Source organism: Paenibacillus sp. KS-LC4, from assembly GCF_036894955.1.
GTDB lineage: Bacteria > Bacillota > Bacilli > Paenibacillales > Paenibacillaceae > Pristimantibacillus.
The window spans coordinates 5,330,813-5,353,942 of sequence record NZ_CP145905.1; the positions used below are offsets into that span (position 1 = coordinate 5,330,813).

At 51.9% G+C, this 23,130-nt stretch carries 19 protein-coding genes; 2 read left to right on the top strand and 17 right to left on the bottom strand.

Features of this window, described 5'->3' with window-relative positions:
- Positions 1–36: 36 nt before the first annotated feature.
- The 8 genes from V5J77_RS22605 to V5J77_RS22640 form a co-directional block, all read right to left on the bottom strand.
- Positions 37–951: a phosphotransferase gene (locus tag V5J77_RS22605; RefSeq protein WP_338553094.1), complete on the bottom strand. Its 915-nt coding sequence runs from the start codon at positions 949–951 to the stop codon at positions 37–39.
- A 258-nt stretch (positions 952–1,209) separates the two neighbouring features.
- Positions 1,210–2,736, bottom strand: a complete 1,527-nt coding sequence (locus V5J77_RS22610; RefSeq protein WP_338553095.1) for a stalk domain-containing protein — start codon at positions 2,734–2,736, stop codon at positions 1,210–1,212.
- A 130-nt stretch (positions 2,737–2,866) separates the two neighbouring features.
- Positions 2,867–3,610, bottom strand: coding sequence for a UMP kinase (gene pyrH / locus V5J77_RS22615; protein ID WP_338557002.1), 744 nt, complete (start codon positions 3,608–3,610; stop codon positions 2,867–2,869).
- Between the two features lie 276 nt (positions 3,611–3,886).
- A complete protein-coding gene (locus tag V5J77_RS22620; protein ID WP_338553096.1) occupies positions 3,887–4,633 on the bottom strand; it encodes an SDR family oxidoreductase in 747 nt (248 codons plus the stop codon).
- Positions 4,634–4,729: 96 nt separating this feature from the next.
- Entirely contained in the window at positions 4,730–6,124 is a 1,395-nt protein-coding gene (thrC, locus tag V5J77_RS22625; RefSeq protein ID WP_338553097.1) for a threonine synthase, read from the bottom strand.
- A gap of 128 nt (positions 6,125–6,252) precedes the next feature.
- On the bottom strand, positions 6,253–7,575 hold the full coding sequence (locus V5J77_RS22630; protein WP_338553098.1) for a glycosyltransferase: 1,323 nt from the start codon (positions 7,573–7,575) through the stop codon (positions 6,253–6,255).
- 166 nt (positions 7,576–7,741) lie between these two features.
- The gene (locus V5J77_RS22635; protein WP_338553099.1) at positions 7,742–8,137 is read right to left on the bottom strand and encodes a metalloregulator ArsR/SmtB family transcription factor; all 396 of its coding nucleotides are present in this window, start codon (positions 8,135–8,137) and stop codon (positions 7,742–7,744) included.
- Positions 8,121–8,549, bottom strand: coding sequence for an SRPBCC domain-containing protein (locus V5J77_RS22640; RefSeq protein ID WP_338553100.1), 429 nt, complete (start codon positions 8,547–8,549; stop codon positions 8,121–8,123). Before V5J77_RS22640 ends, V5J77_RS22635 begins: the two co-directional genes overlap by 17 nt.
- Positions 8,550–9,555: 1,006 nt before the next feature.
- Between V5J77_RS22640 and V5J77_RS22645 the strand changes: the two genes are divergently transcribed.
- On the top strand, positions 9,556–9,810 hold the full coding sequence (locus V5J77_RS22645) for a GlsB/YeaQ/YmgE family stress response membrane protein (protein WP_338557004.1): 255 nt from the start codon (positions 9,556–9,558) through the stop codon (positions 9,808–9,810).
- 405 nt (positions 9,811–10,215) lie between these two features.
- Positions 10,216–10,584: a helix-turn-helix transcriptional regulator gene (locus V5J77_RS22650; RefSeq protein ID WP_056033790.1), complete on the top strand. Its 369-nt coding sequence runs from the start codon at positions 10,216–10,218 to the stop codon at positions 10,582–10,584.
- Positions 10,585–10,594: 10 nt separating this feature from the next.
- Here V5J77_RS22650 and V5J77_RS22655 read toward each other — a convergent pair whose 3' ends face one another.
- The 9 genes from V5J77_RS22655 to murB all read right to left on the bottom strand — a co-directional run bounded on the left by V5J77_RS22655 (position 10,595) and on the right by murB (position 23,106).
- Positions 10,595–11,587 carry a hypothetical protein gene (locus V5J77_RS22655; protein ID WP_338553101.1) on the bottom strand — a complete coding sequence of 331 codons (993 nt, stop codon included), beginning with the start codon at positions 11,585–11,587 and terminating at the stop codon, positions 10,595–10,597.
- Between the two features lie 171 nt (positions 11,588–11,758).
- Positions 11,759–13,204: a hypothetical protein gene (locus V5J77_RS22660; protein ID WP_338553102.1), complete on the bottom strand. Its 1,446-nt coding sequence runs from the start codon at positions 13,202–13,204 to the stop codon at positions 11,759–11,761.
- 441 nt (positions 13,205–13,645) lie between these two features.
- Positions 13,646–14,977 carry a UDP-glucose/GDP-mannose dehydrogenase family protein gene (locus tag V5J77_RS22665; protein ID WP_338553103.1) on the bottom strand — a complete coding sequence of 444 codons (1,332 nt, stop codon included), beginning with the start codon at positions 14,975–14,977 and terminating at the stop codon, positions 13,646–13,648.
- Between the two features lie 38 nt (positions 14,978–15,015).
- Positions 15,016–16,770, bottom strand: a complete 1,755-nt coding sequence (locus V5J77_RS22670; protein WP_338553104.1) for a phospho-sugar mutase — start codon at positions 16,768–16,770, stop codon at positions 15,016–15,018.
- 13 nt (positions 16,771–16,783) lie between these two features.
- Positions 16,784–18,217: a sugar phosphate nucleotidyltransferase gene (locus V5J77_RS22675; RefSeq protein WP_338553105.1), complete on the bottom strand. Its 1,434-nt coding sequence runs from the start codon at positions 18,215–18,217 to the stop codon at positions 16,784–16,786.
- Positions 18,218–18,442: 225 nt separating this feature from the next.
- The gene (locus V5J77_RS22680) at positions 18,443–19,432 is read right to left on the bottom strand and encodes a glycosyltransferase (protein WP_338553106.1); all 990 of its coding nucleotides are present in this window, start codon (positions 19,430–19,432) and stop codon (positions 18,443–18,445) included.
- A 27-nt stretch (positions 19,433–19,459) separates the two neighbouring features.
- Positions 19,460–20,767: an oligosaccharide flippase family protein gene (locus V5J77_RS22685; protein WP_338553107.1), complete on the bottom strand. Its 1,308-nt coding sequence runs from the start codon at positions 20,765–20,767 to the stop codon at positions 19,460–19,462.
- Position 20,768: 1 nt separating this feature from the next.
- Positions 20,769–22,106: a UDP-N-acetylglucosamine 1-carboxyvinyltransferase gene (locus tag V5J77_RS22690; RefSeq protein ID WP_338553108.1), complete on the bottom strand. Its 1,338-nt coding sequence runs from the start codon at positions 22,104–22,106 to the stop codon at positions 20,769–20,771.
- Positions 22,107–22,134: 28 nt separating this feature from the next.
- Entirely contained in the window at positions 22,135–23,106 is a 972-nt protein-coding gene (gene murB / locus V5J77_RS22695; protein ID WP_338553109.1) for a UDP-N-acetylmuramate dehydrogenase, read from the bottom strand.
- Positions 23,107–23,130: the final 24 nt, after the last annotated feature.

The following is a 23,130-nucleotide window of genomic DNA, read 5'->3' on the forward strand; positions in this document are numbered from 1 at the left end:
TCTACCTGATATATAGAATAGCCTCGATTTATGAGCCTAATCCGACAGTGCCCGCATGATGTTGGATTTCGCCTCTGCCGCAATCGCTTCATTCCCGTCGTCGACCGCTTGCATTAAGATTAGTATGGGGATGTATACCGCGATCAGCCGCGCCAGCAGCTTCGTTTCCTCGTCCGCTCCTCCGTACGCTTCGAAAAACACGCCGCGAGCGTAAGGTGGTAAAAAGCTATAAGCAACGCTCAAATCGCAAGCTGGATGGCCCACGCTCAGATCGCCCCAATCAATGATGCCGGAAACGCTCCCGTTCTCATTCACAAGCATATTTTTGAAATGAAGATCGCCATGCAGCAGTGCATTCACCGCCTGGACACGGTCCTTTTGCAGCCCGCTAATATACGCTTCGATTACACCGAGCTCCTCCGGCGACAAGTGTTCAACCAGCTTCGATAGAAAGCCCTCCATTTTCACTTTGCGCGATGCTATGTCCGTCAAGTTTCGATGATCTTGCTGAACTCCGCACTTCAGCGCCGCCTGCACTGGAAACTCATGCAATCTCCGCAAAAATTTCGCCAGCGTCTCTGCCGATAAAGCTCGGCGTTCTTCCGTCAAACCGATTGGGAAATCTCCCTGCACGAGGGCATAGCCAAGAAATGGTGCCGGGTATTCGTCACTTGCTTCGCCATAAAACAACGGTTTAGGATAGGGGATGGTTATATATGCCTCCAGCTTCGGCAGCAGCTTCCCTTCTATACGAATCGAGTCAACTGCAATCGTTCTTCTGGGAAACCGAAACACGTACTCGTCACCGATGAGAAAAACCGTATTGTCCCAGCCCCAGCCCAATCGCTTCACTTGCTTCGATGACAGCTGAGGGAATTGTCTTCCGATCAGCGTTCGCACCTGCTCTTCGTTAACCTCCCACTCCGCATCCCATACATTCGTTCCTCCCATGAATTGTCTGCCCCCTCGTTCCTTACGTTATTTAGATGTTTACATTCCCTGTAAGTTACGCATAACTGCCCGTTAGTTCAATAAAAAGAACGCTCCCACGCCTTCGCTAGGGCTACGTCCTCCTCATTATATCTCATTTCCAATCACCTATTAAAGAACGTATGCGGTTAGCATGTAGTGCTTAAACAGGGGACTTATCTTAACCTAAGCACTAAGAAAACCTAAGCACTAAGAAAACTCTTTATTTTCTTTCCACAGCTAATCCGAAATTGTCAGCTGGCTGAGCTGCTCGTTCCATTGAACCGTGAGCCCCAAGCCTTGCTCCAGCAACTGGTAAGGAACGGCCGTTGCACCGGAATACACAATTGGAGCCTCTGGCAGCTCAAACGTTACATTGCCTGCTTTCGCCTCGGTATCGCCTATGCGGAAGGCTGCGAAGCGTTCCTTGTATTTAAGCGTATAAATTCTAAAGCCCTCATTATTAACAACGGCGTTCATCGTTATGCCTAATGCTTTAGCCGCATCTTTTATAGGCACATATACCGTCTCTCCTTGCGGCAGTGTAGGGTAAATGCTGTTTAACCATTGCCCATTTATGATCGTATCAACCGCCGGTCTTGCCAGCATAGGCGTATAAACCATGCCATCGCTGCGCACGGATGGTCCGCCCGCTTCATAGAACTTGTTGTGTCCCCATCCCCATGCCTTGCCATCCTCGTCAATGGCAACGCCGTGGTCTTCCCCGGCTGCGATATGCTTGATCCGTGTCAGTCCTCGCACTTTGCCCTGCTTTCCAGTTGAGGTCTGTCCATAAGCAAAAACCTCGCCACCTGTCGTCAGCAAAAGCAGGCTGTCCGCACTGCCGCTTATCTCCTTCAGCGTAAGTATCGGATACAGCGCTTGTTTTTTGCCATTTTCATCCATACTCCACGCCTTTCCTTTCGTATCTAATGCCAGCACACCACTGTTAGACGCAACGATGGAGGTTACGCCAGACAAGCCGGATAGCTTAGTCGGAGCTGTAGGCTTAATCGTCTCCGCACCCTCTCGGGGTGTTGCCACAGGCTGCCAGCTCCATACCGTTCCATCCTTCTTCACCGCATAAGCCTTAGGATAGCCGTATGCAATCTGCACGACTTGATTTAAGCCCTTCACGGCAGCTGGTTTTCCAAAGCTGAGCTTTCCGGTATCGCCTTGCTGCTTCGTCCATGTTGAGACCGTACCATCGTTCAATAAAGCTATATCATAGCCATAACCGCCTACCACCTTCGCTACGCCAGCAGCACCCGCCACCTGTCGAAGTCCATTTTGCTCTTGTCCGCTGCTGTCATTGTGTCCCCAGGTCCAGACGGTTCCGTCAGCCTTTACCGCCATATAGTTTTGATCACTCTTATTGATATGAATATAGACAATATCGGAAAGTCCGGCATAACGTACGGGCGCTACTGTATTGCGGAAGCCTGGATTCCCCTCGAGTCCAAGCTCTCCCCACAAATTGCGTCCCCAAGCCCAAACCGTGCCGTCGCTGCGCAGCGCAATCGTATAGTTATGGGCGGCTTCTATTTGCGTAAAGCTTCTTGCGGCGGCCTCAACAGCTTGGACAGCCTGCTTCTGCTCCTGCCCTTGCAATTGGCTCGCCGCTGCTTGCTGCCCACTGGCAATCGCTGTACTGTGCGGGCCACCCGTCCATACAATCGCTGCTAGAAGCGTAAACGCCAGCAAGCCTCGCCAAGCCTTTCCGCTCTTGTTAGACTTCCTCGTCGAAGTTGTGTTGAGCATCTTCATCCCTACCTCCAATGACCATTTATAAGCTGTCTATATGGACGGTGTTCCCAATTGGAAGGTTGCAGCTTGATGGCTGCCTGGCTATTTGTTTATTCAGTCATTAGATTGATAGTCGAGTAGGCGGCAAAAATCAGGCATCCATTTCCAGTACAGAGCTGCTGCTGATCAGCGTGCCAACATGGCTGCCATGGCAAATCGCCTTCATCGAGCCCGGCTTGTCGAAATTAAACACATGAATCGGCAAATTATAGTCCCGCGCCAAAATAAAGGCCGACTGGTCCATCACCTTAAGCTGCTGCTCCAGCACATCATTATAGTGCAGCGATTTGAATTTTCGCGCTCCCTTATGCAGCTTGGGATCAGCGTCAAGCACGCCGTCTACACCCTGCTTGGCGACTAGCAGCGCGTCGCACCCTACCTCAATCGCCCGCTGCACCGATGGATAATCCGTCGTCACATACGGCTGCCCGTTGCCGCCAGCAAAAATGACGATATACCCCTTCTCCAAATGATGCACCGCACGCAAGCGGATGTAAGGCTCGGCAACGCTGCTGACAGGCAGCGCCGTCATGACGCGCACTTCCTTCTTCGTTCTGGCTTTCAGCACGCCTCTGAGCATCAGGCTGTTGATCACCGTCGCCAGCGTACCGATATTATCCGCCTCCGCACGCTCAATGCCCCAGCTCTCGCCCATATTGCCGCGAAAAATATTGCCGCCCCCAATAACAAGCGACACCTCTACGCCCATCTGCACGACGGACAACACCTCGCTCGCGATATGCTCCAGCTTGTCAGGCTCAAAGCCAAACTCGCTTCCACCTGCAACCGCTCCTCCGCTCAGCTTAATCAGCACTCTTTTATACCTGTTGTTCATCATTGATCATGCACCTCCAGTTAGATTAACGACCGTTTGAAAAAAGGCATAAAAAAACACCAAAGCATCAAATGCCTTGGTGTTTCAAAGAAATGGGAATAGAAAGGCGCTTCGGAATGGACGGGCAAAAACGGCTGCGCCATTGCCTTGGCTTTCTTTCCATACTCCCATCTCCTTCCTTTATTCCTGCTTGATTTCATCCTATTCTACGCCAGCGCTATGCAAGTTGCAATAGTAGCCTAGACTTAGGGCTTGCGATGCGCCTCCGAAATGACGCTATTCCTCATAAATCATTTTGCGCGTCATACCGCCATCGACAACGAGATTAATGCCATTAACGAAATCATTGCCCGAATCGGTCAAATAAAAACACGCCTTTGCGATGTCCTCTGGCTTGCCGACCCGCATGGATGGATGCTGGCTGTGATCCTTCGCCCGCAGCGCTTCATAATCGCCAGTCTCGATCCAGCCGGGGCTGATCGCATTCACGCGAATATGATCAGGACCAAAAGAAACTGCCAGGGCATGCGTCAGCGCCACAATGCCGCCCTTGGAGGCCGCATATGCCTCTGTATTCGGCTCAGACATTTGGGCGCGGGTCGAGGCCATATTGACGATGGCTCCGCCTCCGTTGCCGCGCATCAGCTTTGCGGCTTCCCTTGCGCATAGGAACGTGCCGCGCAAATTCGTATGGAGCAGCGCATCCCACTCTTCTACAGCAAGGTCGTATGGCGATTTCCACACCGCATAACCCGCGTTGTTAATTAATACATCGAGGCCGCCATAGGTCTTGCCTATAAAAGCGAACATCGCTTCAATTTCCGCTGGCTGAGCCAAATCAATGGGGTAGGCGGCAGCTTTGCCACCCTGCTCTTGCAAATGAAGCGCCGCCCTCTCGGCTCCTTCGCTGTCGCGATCTGCCGCAATAACGAAGGCGCCCTGCCTCGCATAGGCTTCGGCAACTGCAAAGCCGATGCCACGCGCGGCGCCGGTTACCAGCACTATTTTTCCACTATAGTCCATAACTAAGCTGCCTCCACTCTGCATCCCTTTACCTCCATGTGCACAAGCAGCCGATCAGATTGGCTCTGATCGGCTGCTCCCGCTGTTTAAGCTGGATTAAGCGTTATAAAATTTCAACAGCTCGCTGACAATCGCTTCCTGCGTGCCTTCAACGCGCGTCTGGCGCTGCGTTTTCTCGAACAAGGACGAAATTTGCTCAGGGAACGTCTGCTCAATGCTGCAAAGACGTATCGCTTCATCGAACTTGGCCGGATGAGCCGTCGCCAGCGAAATCGTTACATCGCCGCTTTGTGCACATTGATCCGCTGCCGCCACGCCGCAAGCAGAGTGAGGATCGAGCAAATAATTCGTTTCTGCGTTGTATTTGCTGATCGTATCGAGACATTCCTGTCCGCCAACGCCATGAGCGCCGAACTCGGCTTGTACCCGCAGCAGATCCTCGCCAGAAATAACGAGCTTGCCCTCCTTGCGGAATTGGTTCATCAGCTCCGTAATCAGCTGTGGATTTTCACCTAATACATAATACAAATAGCGCTCGAAGTTGCTTGCCACTTGAATGTCCATCGAAGGGCTGTATGTGCTGCGGAAATCTCCCGGCATATACACACCTTCCTTAATGAAACGCTCCAAAATGTTATTTTCATTCGTTGCCAAAATCAGCTTGTTCACTGGCAGACCCATGCGCTTCGCAAGGTAGCCTGCGAAAATATCACCGAAATTGCCCGTCGGCACGCTGAAATTAACCTCCTGCACATCCTGCTGCTTCGCAACCTGAAAGTATGCGTAGAAATAATAAACCGTCTGCGCCAAAATACGCACAAAGTTAATGGAGTTAATGGCGCACAGATGGTTCGCGGACTTAAATTCCAAATCGGCGAACAAATCTTTAATGATGCGCTGACAGTCGTCAAAATTGCCATCGACCGACAGATTCAAAACGTTGTCATCCGGCACTGTCGTCATTTGCAGCTCCTGCACCTTGCTGACTTTGCCATGCGGATGCAAAATACAAATTTTGATGCCTTCTTTGCCGCGCACGCCTTGAATGGCCGAAGCACCTGTATCGCCAGAAGTCGCGCCAAGAATATGGATCGTCTTGCTTTGCTTGCGGGATACATACGTATATAATTCACCCATAAATTGTAATGCAATGTCCTTAAAGGCAAAGGTTGGGCCATGGAAAAGCTCCAGCACATACAGGTTGTCCTTCAAACGGCGCACAGGCGTTACACCCGGATCACGGAACGTACCGTAGCTGGCATTCACCATTGCCCGCAAATCCTCCGCCGGAATTTCATCATTCGTGAAAAAGCCGAAAATCTCCAGTACCAGCTCCTGATAAGACAGATTCTGCCACGCCTTCAGCTTTTCAGCCGAAAAAACAGGAATTTCATTCGGAACGAGTAAGCCTCCATCATCTGCAAGCCCCATTAGAAAAGCGTCGATAAATCCGATTTTACCTACATTTCCTCTTGTACTAATATACTCCACCGGGTAATCCCTCCGAGATTCTTTTGTAACATCATACCATCGTTTCCGGTTAAAATCGAATGGATTATTGAAATCCCACCTGTATTTCATCACCTAAACGCCATCGCTGCTCTTCGCGAAACGACCAGCTATTTCCGCGCGGACGATATAATTAGTTCGAATAGCTGCGATAAGGTATCGCGGCGCTCCTCCTGCTCCATCCGTTTAATGTAAGCGGCGCGATTTTGGTAAACGTCTTCGACCGTCGCCAGCAGCGTAGCTGGCGTCACCTTCTCCTCATGCAGCACCTCGCAAAAGCCGGAAGCCTTAAACGAAGCTGCGTTAAGCAGCTGGTCGCCCCGGCTCTGTGCTTTCGTAAGCGGAATGAGCAGCATCGGCTTGCGCAAATGCAGAAACTCAAAAATCGCGTTCGAGCCGGCGCGGGATAGTATAATATCGCTCATCGCCAGCACATCGGGAAGCTGCTCGTTAATGTATTCGAACTGCTTGTAATCCGCTGTCTCAAGCGCAGGCTCCACCTGTCCCTTGCCGCATAAATGCACGATGCTGAATTGGCGGGTCAGGTCGCTAAGCGCGCTGCGAACCGCCTTATTTATCGCCCGCGATCCGAGGCTGCCGCCCATAATGAGCAGAACGGGCTTCGCCTCGTCCGTCTCTACGCGCGACGCACCCTTTGCTTCTACTGCTGCTATTGCTTTTGCTGCTTCTATCGCAGGCTCTTCAGCTCTCACGCTTTTTCCCGAAATGTTCACGACCAGCTTGGCGGAATGAGCCGAATAAGCGGCGCTCCCTTGTGATGCCTGCCCTTGCGATGACTGGCCTAGCGTCTGTAAGCTGCCTGCTGCACCTGAGGCTGTTGAGGCTTCTGCATCTACTGCATCGGCTGCATCGGCTACGGGCAGCAGGCCGCAGTAGGCTCTGCCACGCGAGGCTATACCCTGCCTCAGCTCATCACGGATGACTGCGCCGACATAATGCGCCTTGCCTGCTGGCAAGTGCTGCGCGGTCTCGGGAAAAGTCGTACACACGCCCGTCGAGAAAGGGATCGCAATGCGATTGGCCAGTCCCGGTGTCAAATCCGATTCATGAATAAGCACCGGCACCCGATTAAGCCATGCGCCCAGCACAACCGGGACGGACACGAAGCCGCCCTTGGAAAAAATAACGTTCGGCTTCTCCTGCTGAATGAGCCGATAAGCTTGAAAAACCCCTTTGATGACCTTGAAGGGGTCCTTTACATTTTGCCAGTCCAAATAGCGGCGAAGCTTGCCTGTGGCAATACCATGATATGTAAGCTGCTCTAGTGGAGCAGTAAGTTGCTTTTCTATGCCGTTTTCCGATCCAATATAATGGATCTGCCAGCCAGCCTCCGCGAAACGGGGAATCAGCGCCAAGTTAACGGTCACATGACCTGCCGTCCCTCCGCCTGTAAACATAATTTTCCTGCCCATTGTCCATAACCTCCGGTTCCTTGCTGCCCGTTCTCTTCCTTGCTCTATATATGTATGACGAAAAATCTGAAAATTGTCAACTCATCTGTCTTATACTCTATGCTCAAAAATCATATGGACGGAGGCATCGGACAATCGGAGCAGCCTGATGAGCGGTGCTCCTGCTTTAATCCCGCTTCGCAGCCGGCTCTTTCACAACTGCTGGAGCCGAAAAAGCATCCGCTCCATCTTCCTCTACGTAACGCTTAAGCGCACCAAGCTTATTTTCCCAATAAAGCTCGTAGAAAGTGAGCCAGCGCTTTAGCTGCTGCAAAGGCTCCGCATCGAGCCGGTAACGGGTTTCCCGGCCAACCTTGCGCTCCTTGACCAATCCCGCCTCTGCCAAAATTCGCAAATGCTTCGATACCGCCGTCCGGCTCATCTCATAATGGCTGCTAATGACGGTGACGGGCATCTCCTCATCTACAAGCAGCCGAAGCAGGCTGCGGCGGGTCGGATCGGCAATCGCTTGAAACACCTCTGCCTTCGGCTCCGCCGCTGCATCGCTACTGCGCTTCGACATAAGTAGCCAGCCTTTGCTGAATGCCCGTCCAGCCTTTGTCCATATGGCCGCGCACGATTTCATGCGGCTGTCCGAACTCCGTCACCATTCCCTCATTCCATCCTCCATGAATGAGCGTAAACTCCGTGTGTTCTCCCACAGCCTTTAGCTCAAAGGAGAGTGTCCAATCCTTGCCCCATTTGAAGGAGAGGCGGTTAGGGGGATCAATGACCGTCACCTTGCAGGAGGACTTTCCGAACGCGCCAGCCTCCAACTGAAACTCATAGCCCTCCTCCGGCTGAAAATCATTGGGCATAAACCATGCGGCGATGCCCTCTGATGTTGCTACTGCCTTCCACACTTTGTCTATTGGCGCTTTAAGCACCAGCGTCTGCCGGATATCCGGCAGCGTTTTTGCCGCTTCGCTGCTCATTGCTGATCGTCTCCTCTTATAATTGCATTATCATCTAGGTATCTATTATCTAGGTACTATCTTCTATCTTTTAGGTGCTATTTTTTAGGTGCTATCTTCCAGTTCTCTATCTTCTAGGTACTATCTTCTAATAATCTATCATCCAGTTATCGGCTAAAGCTCTTGCGGACTCCAGATCCGTTATATACGCAAAATCATTACAATTTCGATTCTATCGGACACCAGCGCTCTTATTTGTGATTTTAAACCTCATTTACGGCTTTATTCGGCAAATAACGGCTCTCCTGTCCGCTGCCTTAGATAATTTCACTCTCTATAACAAATAGCGGAATCTGTGTCCGAGAGTTCGGACAGACATTTGATTGCCTGCTATCCTTTCAGCTGTTGCACATCTACGCCGCTAGTTATTGTGGCTAGTTTTGCAGCCAGTTTTGCCGCCAGTCATACAGCTAGTTTTGCTGCCAGTCATGCAGTCAGTTTTGCCACCAGTCATACAGCTAGTTTTGCCGCCAGTCATACAGCTAGTTTTGCTGCCAGTCATGCAGTCAGTTTTGCCACCAGTCATACAGCTAGTTTTTCCGCCAGTCATGCAGTCAGTTTTGCCACCAGTCATACAGCCAGTTTTGCCGCTAGTCATGCAGACTAGTTATACCGCCAGTCATACAGTCAGTTTTGCTACCAGTCATGCAGTCAGTTTTGCCGCTAGTCATACAGACTAGTTTTGCCACTAGTCATGCAGCAAGTTATGCCACTAGTTATTCAACTACTTATGCGGCTGGTCATTTGTATGCATACGAAACCAAAAGGTTTCCTAATGGATTATACGAAACCTTTTGGTTTCATGTCAATAAGCACTGCTCCACATCGTTTGACTACAATCATCCTGTATGATTTTGATTATCGGCGCATAAATATGGTTACATAGATAACATGAGACACTACAACAGCTGACACAAGCCACTCATTGGCAAGCAGCGCAAACACAAAGAGAAAGGCAGTGATCAATATGGGTTTTCTATGGACATTAATTATAGGAGGCATTATCGGTTGGCTCGCAGGAATCATCGTTGGACGTGACGTTCCCGGAGGCATCATTGGAAATATTATCGCAGGCTTTATCGGAGCATGGCTTGGAGGCTTGATCTTCGGCGAGCTTGGTCCAGTCATCGGCGGCTTCTATTTCATTCCAGCGTTAATTGGCGCAGTTGTGCTGGTGTTCATTCTCAGCCTAATCTTAGCTGGACGAAGAAGACGATCATAATCGTTTAAAACGAATATTTTTGAACAAGTAAATGTGGAATAACTAAACAACCTGACGCCAGAAGGCATACTGTCAGGTTGTTTGGTTTTTTAGGATATTTTTTTCGTAAGCATTAAACGACCATTAGCGACAAAACGACGTGTCGAAAAACGAATATCGTGTCATATTTTGTAATAATATATACTTTATTTTTCACTATGCTCAAAAAATATATTTATTCAAGAAATTGTGCAAATTACAAGACTTGTGTTGCTGCTCTGAGGTTGTTAATCTAGACATAGGCCTAAATAATCAGCCGCTGAAATCTAGCCTTTTTCGCCATTCGGCGGGGGCTGGAATCGGTTGTAATTGGTTTTTAATATCTGTAAAATGTTTGTAGTTACCGAAGGTTAATAGGAGGTCCTCATGTTTGCTAAACGCCTTAAACAACTCAGAAAAAAAAGAAAATACTCCATGCAGCAACTAGCGGATACCGTAGGCGTGGCTAAAAGTACCTATGCAGGCTATGAATCCGGCTATCGGCAGCCTACTTTGGAGACCATTCAAAGCATTGCGAAGAAATTAAATACGACATCCGACTATTTGCTAGGATTAACGGACTATCCTGACCAACAGGAGCCTAGCAACAATGCCAAGGAGTTTTTCAACCATGAGCAGCTTCATTGGGACGGTGTTCCGCTGGAGCAGGAGGATTTAGAGCTAGTTCGGATGCTGCTCGAACGCGTTGTGCGCGACCGCACTTCATCCGGCGACCCTTCGCAAAATCCATCCTAGTCGCTGCCCCTTATCCGCTTGCTTGAACAGCGTTCAGTTTGTTGATGGCGCTGCTGCGAATTTCCGCTTTAATGGATTGATATTCCTGCGTCCACGTTGATTTTTTAGCAAAGGCTATGCCAGCTTCTTTATATTCTGATTCAGCCTTGTTAATTAATGCTTGGTATTGTTTATCGCAAGAAGCCTCTGCAGCAGCAATTTTCCCCAGCAGCTCCCCTTGCAATGCCTTTTCATCCAGCTCCGAGCTTTTATTTATTGCCGCTACGACCTGAGTCATTAATTGATTGGCATTGCTGACGCATTTTTCTTTTAATGCGGATAGCTGTGACTCGTATTTGCTGCCTAGTGCTTTAGTCTTGCTCGGATCAGCCTTTGCCGTACCGGCAGTCGTATCGCCCTTCCCCGTATTCGCCTTCTCACCTGACTGCTTGCCCTCGACCTCCTCGTCTTTCTTGGTCTGCTTTGCTTTTTCCAAAATCGCCTTGCGCTTCGCATCGTCCTTCTCGCCAACCGCTTCAATCGGATAGTTTACATCTACAATCGCCAAGTATTTTCCATATTGCTTCGTAATGGAGCGCAGGGCGTCGATTTCCTCTGTCGTCAGCTTTGCTAGCAGCAAATCGCGTATGGCCTGCTTTTCCTCCGTCGTCAGCTCCTCGTCCGATTGCCCCAGCAAAATATACATTTCTCGGAATGACAATCCTGAGTTTAGCAAAATAGCCGCTACGTCCAGCGCGTCATCGCTTTTGATTGTTTTGCCTGCAATTTGCTCCGCTTTGCCAACCGCACTATTCAGTGAGGACGGCAGCTCAGCCTGATTGCCTGACCCTCCAGAGGCTGGCGCCGCTCCCTCCTGCTCCGCTACTAAGGAGGCACGACGCTGCTGGATATCCTCCAAGCTGATTGAACTGACTTTCCAATAGAAAAAACCAACGGTGCCAATCAGCAAAATAGCAATCGTTGCTGTCGTTATTAAAATCGTTTTCCAAATGCGCTTCTTCATCCTGTATCCATCCTTTCTTACACGAAAAGAGCCCAGCAAAGGTGTGGTCACCTTTATCCAGCATTTGGGTCATCATGCAGCAGATTAAAGCTTGAACAGCTTGCGCTATAGCTTGATCAAACGATGCAGCATGACTGCTGCCACTGCTTCGGCAACAGCCTCCCCGCTGTCTCAAGGTACAGGTGCCGCTGTTTCATCGCCCTCACTTCCCTCTTGCGCTCCCGCTGACTCTGCCCTGCCACTCAAATATTCGCTAAAATTGAAATATGGCGCATTCACAATATATCGGTCAATGCCGCTGCCCGTTTGCAATTTGGAGAAGCTTTCACCGAGCACCTTCCATACCGCTTCACGGCGAGTCAAATAGTTTTGCATCACCTCAACCGGCGGCTTAAAAATGATATAGCCCTGTTCCGCCGTCATATACGGTGTAACGTCGAATGTGTTCTCCTGCTTCCAGGTCGTCTGGAGCAATTGTACCGCTTGGCCTAGCAGCACTTGCTGCTGCTCGGACGTCGACTGCGGCCACTGTGCAAGAATCGTATTCATTTCCTTGTTGTAATCAGCTAGAAGTTCGTCCTCCGGCACTTCAGGCTCTTCCTTGCCGAGCGTCACTTCCTTCTCGAAAAGCACTTTACCAAGCAGGCTTGCCCGCAGTGTCGCTTTCGCAGAAACGACCGAGCCCGGTATCGTCACCACGCCCGACTGCGCAACCTTTACATCCTTGCTGCCTGCTGCTCTGGACCAGACCAGCAGCTCCTTTGGAACCTCACGACCAAAAATCGAGAGCTTATACGTATGCTTTCGACCGTCATGGTCGATTTCAACCGTCTCCTTCGCACCTGAACGCATATATGCAATCATCATGGAGCGAATGGCCGGAACTTCCTTCTTAAGCTGCTCGCGGAAGTTGGTGACCGTATCCACTATGTCTTTTTTCGTAATGCCCAGCTTGGTCAATACAGCACTCACTTTGTAGGTCGAGGTATCGGACAGCACCGTTTCGAGCGCATCGCCCAGCAGCCTCGTCTGCTCGCCCTCGCTCGCCATTAGGAGCAATAGTTCGGTGTTGCTTTTTGCCGAGACCAGCGAGGTCGTTTTTTGCTCCAGTGCATTCATAAACTGCATCGCATCATCGACCGTGAGATGATTTTGCCTGGCGAGTGCTGCTACTGCCTGCAAAGCACCGCTGTAGGCGGGATTTTTGCGAATCGCCTCCAAATTATCAAAAGAAGGGTCATATTGCAGACTTCCCGCCGCTACCATAAAGTCGAAAAGCGGTTGCTGAACGGAGGGGTCTATTTTGCCAGACAGCTTATTCCATATCGGTGCAATCAACTGGCCATTGGCTTCAAAGCTGAGCGTTGCCATTTCGTCACGCAGGTCTCTGACCTCCTGTACGTCAGCCGGATCGCCCATTTGCAAATACTGATGCAGCTCCAGCAGGCGCTTGATAAAATCACTGCTGTAAAAGGAATCAGCAGCACCCGCATGCGCCATCTGAACAAAGCCAAGCTTCTCTAGCACGCCCCGCTCGCTGAGCGGCAATCCAGACAGCGCCGTACCCGCAACAGCTGCCGCCAGGGCAGCCGATGCGATTTTTGTCGTAAGCCTCATTGACGTCCTCACCTCTTCTTTTTTTGATTAAAAACCTAATTAGAAGGCTAGAAGGCTGTTAAAAAGGAACTGCTTTGCGTTCAGGCTGCGTTGGTGATGCGGACTATAAGGCCGCTATTTTCCGATTTTCATCCCTTTAACTGATCTCGCGGACTGTGGAGCCGTTATTCTCCAAAACAGAGGGTACTATCCCGCTTCTCAGAGCAAATAACTGCTTCTCAGTCCGCAAGTATCACCGAAAACGGGGATTTTTCAGAAATAACGGCCTCACTGTCCGATCAAGCTTCAGGCTGACATTGCCGTGTCCCTTTCCGCTTCAGTTTCGGTTTCCGTTTCCGTTTCCGTTTCCGTTTCCGTTTCGGTTTCCGTTTCCCTTGCCGCTTCCCTTTCCGTTGCCTCCTGCCATCCGAGCCATTGCTCATCGAAAGAACCAGATACCTATTAAATCAATTCATGTATTGCAATGTCTTCGATATTCATCATAGGTCTGCCCACCGGATAGTAGGCAAACAGCGTGCCTTCCAGCTGCTCTTTGCTAATCGCATTGCGGCCATCAATGAGAATGGGGCTCGCCATGACGCGCTCCACTTCCTTGAGATTGAGCTTCGTATAGTCCTCCCATTCCGTGAGCAGACAAACAGCGTCGCATTGCTTCGCTGCATCAAGCGCGGAATCGCACCATTCAATAGCTGGGTGATTCAGCAGGGAACGGAAATTTTCGACCGCTATAGGGTCAGTTACATGTGGAATTGCGCCAAGCGCAAGCAGCGACTCAATAATTTCAATCGCGGGCGCTTCTCTTACATCATCGGTTTCCGGCTTAAATGCGAGGCCCCAAATAGCAATGCGTCTGCCATGCATGCTGCCTAGCGCCCGTTTGAGCTTGTCGATAACGCCGTAGCGCTGATGCTGATTGACCTCTACGACCGACTTGAGCAGCTTGAAGTCATATTCGACGTTGCCCGCTATTTGAATGAGCGCCTTCGTATCCTTCGGGAAGCAGGAGCCGCCATAGCCGATGCCGGCGCACAGGAAGGAGGAGCCGATCCGGCGGTCGAGCCCCATGCCGTGGGCAACCTCCGTCACGTCCGCCCCTACCTTTTCGCAAATGTTGGCAATTTCATTGATGAACGATATTTTCGTAGCTAGAAACGCATTGGAGGCGTATTTGATCATCTCGGCGCTGCGAATATCCGTCATAATCAGTTGGTCGGTAAACGGCCTGTGCAGGCTTGTCAGCACGTCTGCTGCACGCGTGCTCTCCGAGCCGATCACGATGCGGTCTGGATTCAACGTATCCTTGACGGCTGAGCCCTCGCGCAGAAACTCAGGAACGGAGGCGATATCGAACGGGTACTCGCTAATCGCTGCCACAATGCCGCGAACGCGTTCGTTCGTGCCGACCGGCACTGTGCTTTTCACAACAACGACCTTATAGCCGTTGAGCGCATAGCCGATTTCACGTGCTACCAGCTCGACGAACCGCATATCTGCCTCGCCATTCGGCAGCGGCGGCGTGCCTACCGCAATAATGACAACCTCCGCCAAAGCCATCGCTTCTGTCAGATCATCGGTGAAGGAGAGGCGTCCTGCCGCTGTATTGCTATCGGCCAGCTCCTTGAGCCCCGGCTCATAAATCGGAATTTCACCGCTGCGGAGGCGCTCGATTTTGCTTGCATCCTTATCGACGCAAATGACATGATTGCCCTTCTCCGCATAACATACGCCTGATACCAATCCTACATATCCCGTTCCTATCACTGTTACGTTCATCAAGCTCCAGCTCCTATCATTTCATTTGAAATATTCTATTATAAAATCGTCTCCATATCGTAGAGCAGCGCCGTACGAATGGCTGCCAGCCTGCGCCTGCAGCGCACCTCGCTCCGTTCCCTCGCTCCGTAATAAAGCCGCAGCGACGTTCCTGCTCCAGTAGGCTGCAATGCGCACCAAGCTCCATCCTCAAAAACATATTTGATCACATTTGCTCCGAGCTCCTGATTGGCGGCTTCCTTGCTGAAGTCCAGCGCCTTCACGCCGTGCTCCTCGGAATCATAAATACTGCGAATCCGCAGCGAGGAAAGCTTCTCCGGCACTTCGCCCCGCAGCTTGCGCATTACATTGCGCAGCCGCTGCGAGCCTTCAAGGCCGGGAAAGGACAGGCTGACATGATCCTCCAAATAAAAGCCATAGGCCTCATAAAGCTTGTACAGCTGATCCCATAATGTCAGGCCGCGGCTTTTATAAAAAGCCGCCATCTCTGTTGTGAGCAGCAGCGTCTGCATGGCATCCTTATCTCTGACGAACGCCTGCGGCAGGCAGCCGCCCGTCTCATCAAAGGCGAAAAAAAACGTTCTCGCCCCGAGCTGCTCTTCTTCCGCTATCCGAGCGGCAATATGACGGAAGCCCGGCGGCGTCTCTACGATATGAAGACCGTAGCGCCTTGCTATCGCTGAGCTAAGCTCCGTCGTTAGCAGCGACTTGTAAAACGCAGCTGGGCAAACCGGCTCATTGGCCCGCTTCTGCGTGCAAAGATATTCGAGCAGCAGACTGCCCAGCTGGTTCGCAGACAGCAGGCGGCACTCGCCGCTTTTGTCCCTTGCCATTGCGCCAAGCTGCTGCGATTCGGGATCGGTCGCCATAATTAGATCCGTCTGCTTCCGCTCGGCCAGCAGCAGCGCCTGCCTGTAACAATCGGGATTGGTAGGATCAGGCTCATCAATGGTCGGGAAAAGCGGGTCGGGCTGAAGCTGCTCCGGCACGCTCTCCACATCGCGATAGCCCATTTGCTTCAGCAGTGCAAGCGGCGTCTGCCCCCCGCCTCCATGCAGCGGCGTATAAATGACGCGCAGCCGCGTGCGTCCAGCTCGAAAGGCAGTCGGGCGAACGATAATGTCCGCAAGCTTGCTGTGGTAAGCCTTGTCCACCTCGGTACCGATGAGTACAAGCAGCCTTTGCCGCACCGCCTCCTCCGCATCCATCAGCGGAATCGCAACCTCCTCCTCGATGCCCTCCATACGCCTTGCTACGGGCTGGTTGTATTCCGGCGTCATAACAGCGCCATCTGAGCTGAACAGCTTGACGCCGTTGTAATCATAAGGATAATGGCCGGCTGTAATCATCAGCCCGGCTGCCGCATGCAGAAAACGGACGGCGAAGGAGAGCTCCGGCGTAGGCCGAGCCTGCTCAAAAAGATAGACCTTCACGCGGTTTTTGGCCAGTACGAGCGCTGCCTGCTCCGCAAACACCCGCGATAAAATTCGACTGTCAAAAGCAATCGCAACACCACGCTGCTTCGCCTCCTCGCCGCCGCTGCGAATTTCCCCAGCAAGCGCAAGCGCGATGCGGCGTACCGTGTAGATATTCATCCGGTTCGTTCCTGCGCCCACCTTCTCCCGCACGCCTTCAGGCCCAAGGTGAAGATGCTTGTAGAAGCGGTCGGTCAAATCGCCAGCTCCAAGCTCCCCGAGCTCTTTTCGAAGGTAAAAGGGCAGCTCTGCTTCCCTCCAGCGCTCGTATCTCCGATCAATCGCATAATCCAGCTGCTCTGCAATAGCATTCATCATCCTATTAGCTCCTTCAAATCATGCAATATTGCATAATGTCATTCCAGTCCGCTTCCAGCCTAACGCTCTCCTCTTCTACAAGCTGCGTTCCTCTCATCACCTCAATCATTTCCATTGGCGTCTTCGCAAGCAGGCAGTGTCTGCTGCCCAGAGGGATATTAATAATGTCGCCGGCCTTTACAGTTCTCAGCTCGTCATCGAGCATCATTTCGCCTTCACCGGACAAAATCGTCCATACCTCGCAGCGATTGTTATGATAGTGATAGCTGAAGTTTTTCCCTCTATCGACACAGACACGCTTCGTCATAACCTCGCTGCCGTCTGGATATTTCAAATAATCGAGCACGATATAGTAGCCCCATCTGCGTTCCTCGTACATCGGGCGCTTGTCGCGATTTTTCAGCACCTCTTTAATACGCGGACTGGATGCCTTGTCGGACACCAGAATGCCGTCAGGGCTTGCAGCGACGATGGCATTTTTGATGCCAAGAATCGTAATTGGAATACCCAGCTCGTTAATGACATGCGTATCCGTTGCAAGCTCAGTTGTTATATGCTCGCCAAGCTCCGACGTTCCCATCTCCTCCGTCAGCGTATTCCAGGTGCCAAGGTCCTTCCAGCAGCCGTCAAAAGGAAGCACGGCAACCTGCTTCGCCCGCTCCACGACCTCGTAATCGAAGCTTGTCTTCACCAGCGTGCTGTATTGTTTGACGAGCTCATCGTATTGAATAGGAATCCGCTTCTCGATCAGCAGATTAATCAAATAGCCGAGCTTAAAGGCGAACACGCCGCAGTTCCATAGCGCTCCGCGCTGCATCAGCTCGGATGCTTCCTCCTCGCGCGGCTTTTCAGTGAAATGACGGACAAGCCGGTACGTGCGGGCGTTGCCTGCTTCTGCGCCCGACCCTTCCGCCTCCATAATGTCGCCTGCCGCATTAATAATTAGCTTGGGCTCGCCTGCCTCCGGCACGATGTAGCCGTATTTCTCCGATGGGAAGGTCGGCTTGACGCCCATTAGTGCCATATCGCAGCCAGAATCGTGAATGACCTGCTCCAGCTCGGTTATTTTTTGGAAGAAGGCATTCTCCACATAGGGATCAACCGGAAGAATAGTTACGACTTCATCCAAGCTGACTCCGGCAGCGGAGTACAAATAAACCGCCGATAAAGCGATAGCCGGGAACGTGTCCCGCCGCTCCGGCTCCATAATAAGCGGCACTGCCAAGCCGGCATGCACGCGAATCATTTCCTCCTGCGCCTTGCCGGCGGCGATATAGGATGAGCGCTGCAGCCCCGTCTCGCCAAGCTGGCGCCACACCCGCTCGACCATTGATTCCTTTAGCCCGCCGGGTCCATTCAAAATTCGCAAAAACTGCTTCGACCTCGCATCATTTGACAGCGGCCACAGACGTTTACCTGAACCGCCGGATAGAAGAATCAGCTTCATTGGTTTTGCTCCTCCTTTTGCAATTGAAACTATGGTGAAAGAGATGCTGCGTTGCATGAAAAGCTTGGCTTCCAATCGCCATTACCCTTGGATTTCTTTGAATCGCCTAATTAGGCGGAAATTCAAGGGTAAAAGCGAGCGCTACCGCTTCGCAAGGGCTAGCTTTTCATTCCACTATGCTTTTTCACCATGCTTCAAAATGCTTCAATAATAGCGGCACTAGCTTTACGCTGCTTTCTCTACCTTTTTCTTCACCTGCCGCAGCAAGAGCAGCATCGACAGCATCGCTTTTTTGCCGCCCTCGAAACGGGTCAGCACAGCCAGCAGCCCCGATAACACGCTGCCTCTTGCCGTCCAATTTTGCTCCAGACTGAGCTGCACGAGCCGCTTCGCCTTATCCATGTCCCGCTCATTTACAATGGCGGAAACGCCGAGATTGAACAGCTTGAGCGCGAGGCGCTTCGATCTTTTCAGGAAAAATAGGGCATGCACGCCGTAGCGGTCAATCAGGTCGCGCCCTTCGCGAATCCGAAGCTCGGCGCACTGCCTGCCGAGCTCGGCAAGATATTGCTGCACCATCATTTTCTCAACGGAGCCGCTTACGCCGTCAGGCAATGTGTATCTGCGATACAGCAGCTTCTGGACGAGCGCAAACTCCGTGACGAGCCCCATCCGCAGCCATAAATCGTAATCCTGCGTGAACTTGAACAGCTCGCGGTAGCCGCCCGCCTGCTCGTAAGCCTCACGGCGGAACGCAACCTCGCCGTGGGTGTAGAAGTTATTTTGCAGCAGCTGCTCCATGCCCCTGACTCCCGGCTTATACTTGTTATAAATCGTCGTTGTGTTCGTCACCTTGTTGACGTTCTCGACAATACAGCCAACGACGCCTACCTCCGGCCTGCTTTGCAGCACCTTTACCTGCTCCTCTATACGCTCCGGGAACGAAATATCGCCAGAGCCGTGAATGGCTACGACTTCACCCTTGCTCTGCTTCACCGCTTCGATGACCGAACGGGTGAAGCCGCGATTGCTGTGGCTGATCAGCCGAATGCGCGGATCTCGGAAAGCTTCCAGCGCCTGCAACGTACCGTCCGTCGAGCCGTCATCAACCAAAATAATTTCCGTATTCGCATACGTCTGGTCAAGCAGGCTTTGAATCGACTCCGCCACTTGATTGACCCGGTTGTAATACACCGTGATAATTGATACCAGCATGTCCTCAGCTCCGTTATCCTTGGCCCTTTAGCGGCTTCGCAGCTTCATGAAACGAACGCCGATAGAGCCGATTTTACTTTTGATTTGCGCCCAGTCCTCTTTGTTTAAAATCAATAGCCTGAACAAGCTAAGCGATTCACGCCTTGCATATAAAATAATAAAAGCGACGCCCGCATACATGTAGCTAATGCTGGAGGAAATCGACGCCCCAACCGCCCCGTATTGGGGAACGAGAAGGAAATTAAGCAAGACGTTCATAATGAGCGCAATAACCGATACCCGCAGTGAGAACAGCGGCGCGCCTCTGCCCGACAGGTCGGAATGAATCAGCTTGAACAGCACCATGGCGATGATGCCCGGCAGCAAGTAGCGAATAACCTGCCCCGATTCGGCAAAATCAGCGCCATACAGCAGGCGGATAAACAACGGCGACATGAACCAGAAGAAGACGCCGAACACGAGAAGCATAGGCATAATGACGCGTATCAGCTTCGCCGTCCGTTCGACCGCCGCCTGACTGCTGCTTGAGCTTGCACTGCGTGAAAATAAAATGAGCCCAATAGCGGCTGGAAGCTGCCAGATGAGCTCGGCGAGATTTGTGCCAACAGAATAGATGCCGACCTCGATGACATTCGTGAATCGCTCCAAAATAATGACGTCCACCCGATAGTTAAGCTGAATGATGAACAGCGCAAGCGCAAAGGAGAAGCCCTGCCGCATCATCTGCTGCGGAATGGGGTGAATATATTTGAGCTTGAATTTCACTTCGCCAAGCAGCAGCTTCATGGAGTAGCCTAACGTGAACGCCGCCATCAGCAGCTGCGTCAGCGCTGCTCCGAGTACCCCCATGCCAAGCGCCCAGACGAGTGTGAGCAAAATGATGAAATTAAGCGCCGTCTTCATAATTTCGACCTTATTAATGCTGCCAATATTGCCTTTGCCCTGCATAATGCCGCGTAAATATTGAATCGCAAGATTAACGGGCACCGTCAGCGTACAAATGGCCAGCAGCTCCCAGCTGTACTCTCCTCCATACTGGAGCAGCAAAATGCCCATGACGACAGCCACACTGAGGGAGGAGGAAATGAACCACATAAATAATAAGGTCGATACAATATCGTTATAGTTAAATAATTTTTTACCGATGAGATAGGCAGCCGCCTGCCGAATGCCAAGATCGGCGATTGTCACAACGAGCGCAGGGATGACGAGTATCGCCGTTATCATCCCTTTGCCTTCGGGCCCCAGCAGCCTGGCTGTCAGTACCGAAACGATAAAAGCTCCGAATAATACAAGCAGCCGGGTGCCAATCGTCGTTAAAATCTGGAACAGCATGCTAGTGATTCACCTTCATAATTTGCGCGCCCAGCGCTGTGAAAATTTCAGTGAAGTTGCCGTAGCCTCGCTCCAGCTGGTACAAATTCGTAATTCGGCTTGTCCCAACAGCCGCCAGTGCAGCAACCGCGACCGCTGCTCCGCCGCGAATATCGGTCGCAACCAGATCGGTGCCGTACAGCTCGTCAACACCGTGAATGACCGCCGTCTGTCCCGCCGCCCCATTGACGCAAAGAAAACCGCCATCCTTCACCTCGATGTTCGCGCCCAGCTTGTTCAGCTCGTAGCAGTAGGAGAAGCGTCCATCGAGAATCGTCTCCCTCATCTCGCTCGTTCCGCTGGCATTCATCATTAATACGGTATGCAGAGGCTGAATATCAGTATGGAAGCCCGGATAAGCCGCTGTCGTGACATTCACGGCTTCCAGCGGACGATTCCACTCCACATAAATGCCGTTGTCGATCTCTTCTATTTTCAGGCCCGCCTGCCGCCATACGGCTACTTCGGATTGTAAAATGCGGGTCGTTGCATTGCGAATTGTAGCTGAGCCTTTCGTTGCACCGACCGCTGAAATAATCGTTGAGGCGATTATGCGGTCGCTCATCACCGTAAAGTCTGCGCGATGCAGCCGCTCTACGCCTGTAATTTGCAGGCTGTTAGATGACAGCCATTCGACATTCGCCCCCATATCATTCAGCAGCTTGATGACGTCCAGCACCTCGGGATTGCGAGCAGCATTATGCAGCTCAACAACCGCTTGCGAACGAACGGACGCAAACAGAACGTTCAACGTCCCGCCAAAGGTTGGATAGGGGAACGTAATAACTGTCCGCTCCTTCGGCTGGCTTTCGCGCAAGTGAAGCCCTAGCTCGCTCTCCTCCATCGCGAAGCCAAGCTCTTGCAGTGCGCTGACGTGCATGTCATGCTTACGGCTGCCAATATTGCAGCCGCCCGGCAGCGGCAGGAACAGCGAGCTGCGCCAGTGTGCCGCAGCTCCGAGCAGCAGCAGGGAGTGGCGAATTTTCCCCGCCAGCTCAGCATTCAGCGTGCCTCCCATCCATGCGCTGCCCTTGCAGTGAAGCTCGTCGCCTCGGATCTCGACGTTCGCACCGGAATCGTTCAGCAGCTTGATCAGCTTGGCTACGTCATTTAGCTCAAGCGGCACATTATGCAGCACGACCTCCTCATCGGAGAGGCAGGCGGCCACAATAGCGGGCAGCGCCGAGTTTTTGGCACCGGGAAGCGACACCTCACCTGATAGGGGATAACCTCCCTCGATTAATAAATAAGGCTCCGAAATCCTTTTTGTGCCGAGCGCTCTTGAATGAGCTTGTACCATACGCTTCCTCTCCCTTTTGTTTTTTTATTTATACGAACAGCACTTCCGGCTCCATTTGGATGCCGAGCTGCTTGGCTACTGTCGTCTGCATCAGCTCAATGAGCCGCTTGACGTCACTTGCTGTTGCACCGCCTTGATTTATAATCCAGTTCGCGTGCACTGTACTAATCTGCGCCCCGCCAATAACAAAGCCTTTAAGCCCAACCTCTTCAATTAGTTTGCCGGGATGCGGGCCTTCGGGCGGGCTTTTGAAGGTGCTGCCCACCGTTTTAACATTAATGGGGAACTTGCCCTTGCGGATATCTGCCGCACGCTTCGTCGCTTCCATCACCTGTGCTGGAGCAGTTGCGGGTTCAGCACGGAATCGCGCGCTCACAATAATGTGGCGACGATCCAGAAACCAGCTCCGGCGGAAGGAAAACTGCAGCTCCTCGGCGCTGCTCGTCATCACCTCGCCCGTGTCGCTGACATGCGTGACGCTGCTGACAACATCGCCGATTTCCTTGCCGAGGCAGCCAGCGTTCATGACGAGCCCGCCGCCTACACTGCCGGGGATGCCAGCCATAAAATCAAACCCAGCGATGCCTTCGTTCGCCATGGAATACGCAAGCCTTGGCAGCGCTACTCCCGCTTCGGCATATAGCTCGCCATCCTGAAGGCCGTATTCCTTCAAGCCTTTGCCGACATGCATGACGACGCCATCAAAGCCCTCGTCGCCTGCAAGCACATTCGAGCCATTGCCGATAATGAGCAGCTTCCAGCCCAAACGCTCACAGATCGCCGTTACAAAACGAATGTCCTCCACGCTTTTCGGAACGACGTAATAACGGCAAGGGCCGCCGACGCTCATCGTCGTAATGCGGCTCAGCGGAACATTCGCTTCGTGCACAATATGTTCGAACAAGCTCTCCACTCCTCTATCCTCGTCTTTGTCGATCAATATTGCTGCATGACCGGACGCAGCCAGCAACAGCGGCTCACCTATGCCGCTAAGCGGCATAACTGCGCTGCGCTCAGCTGCACT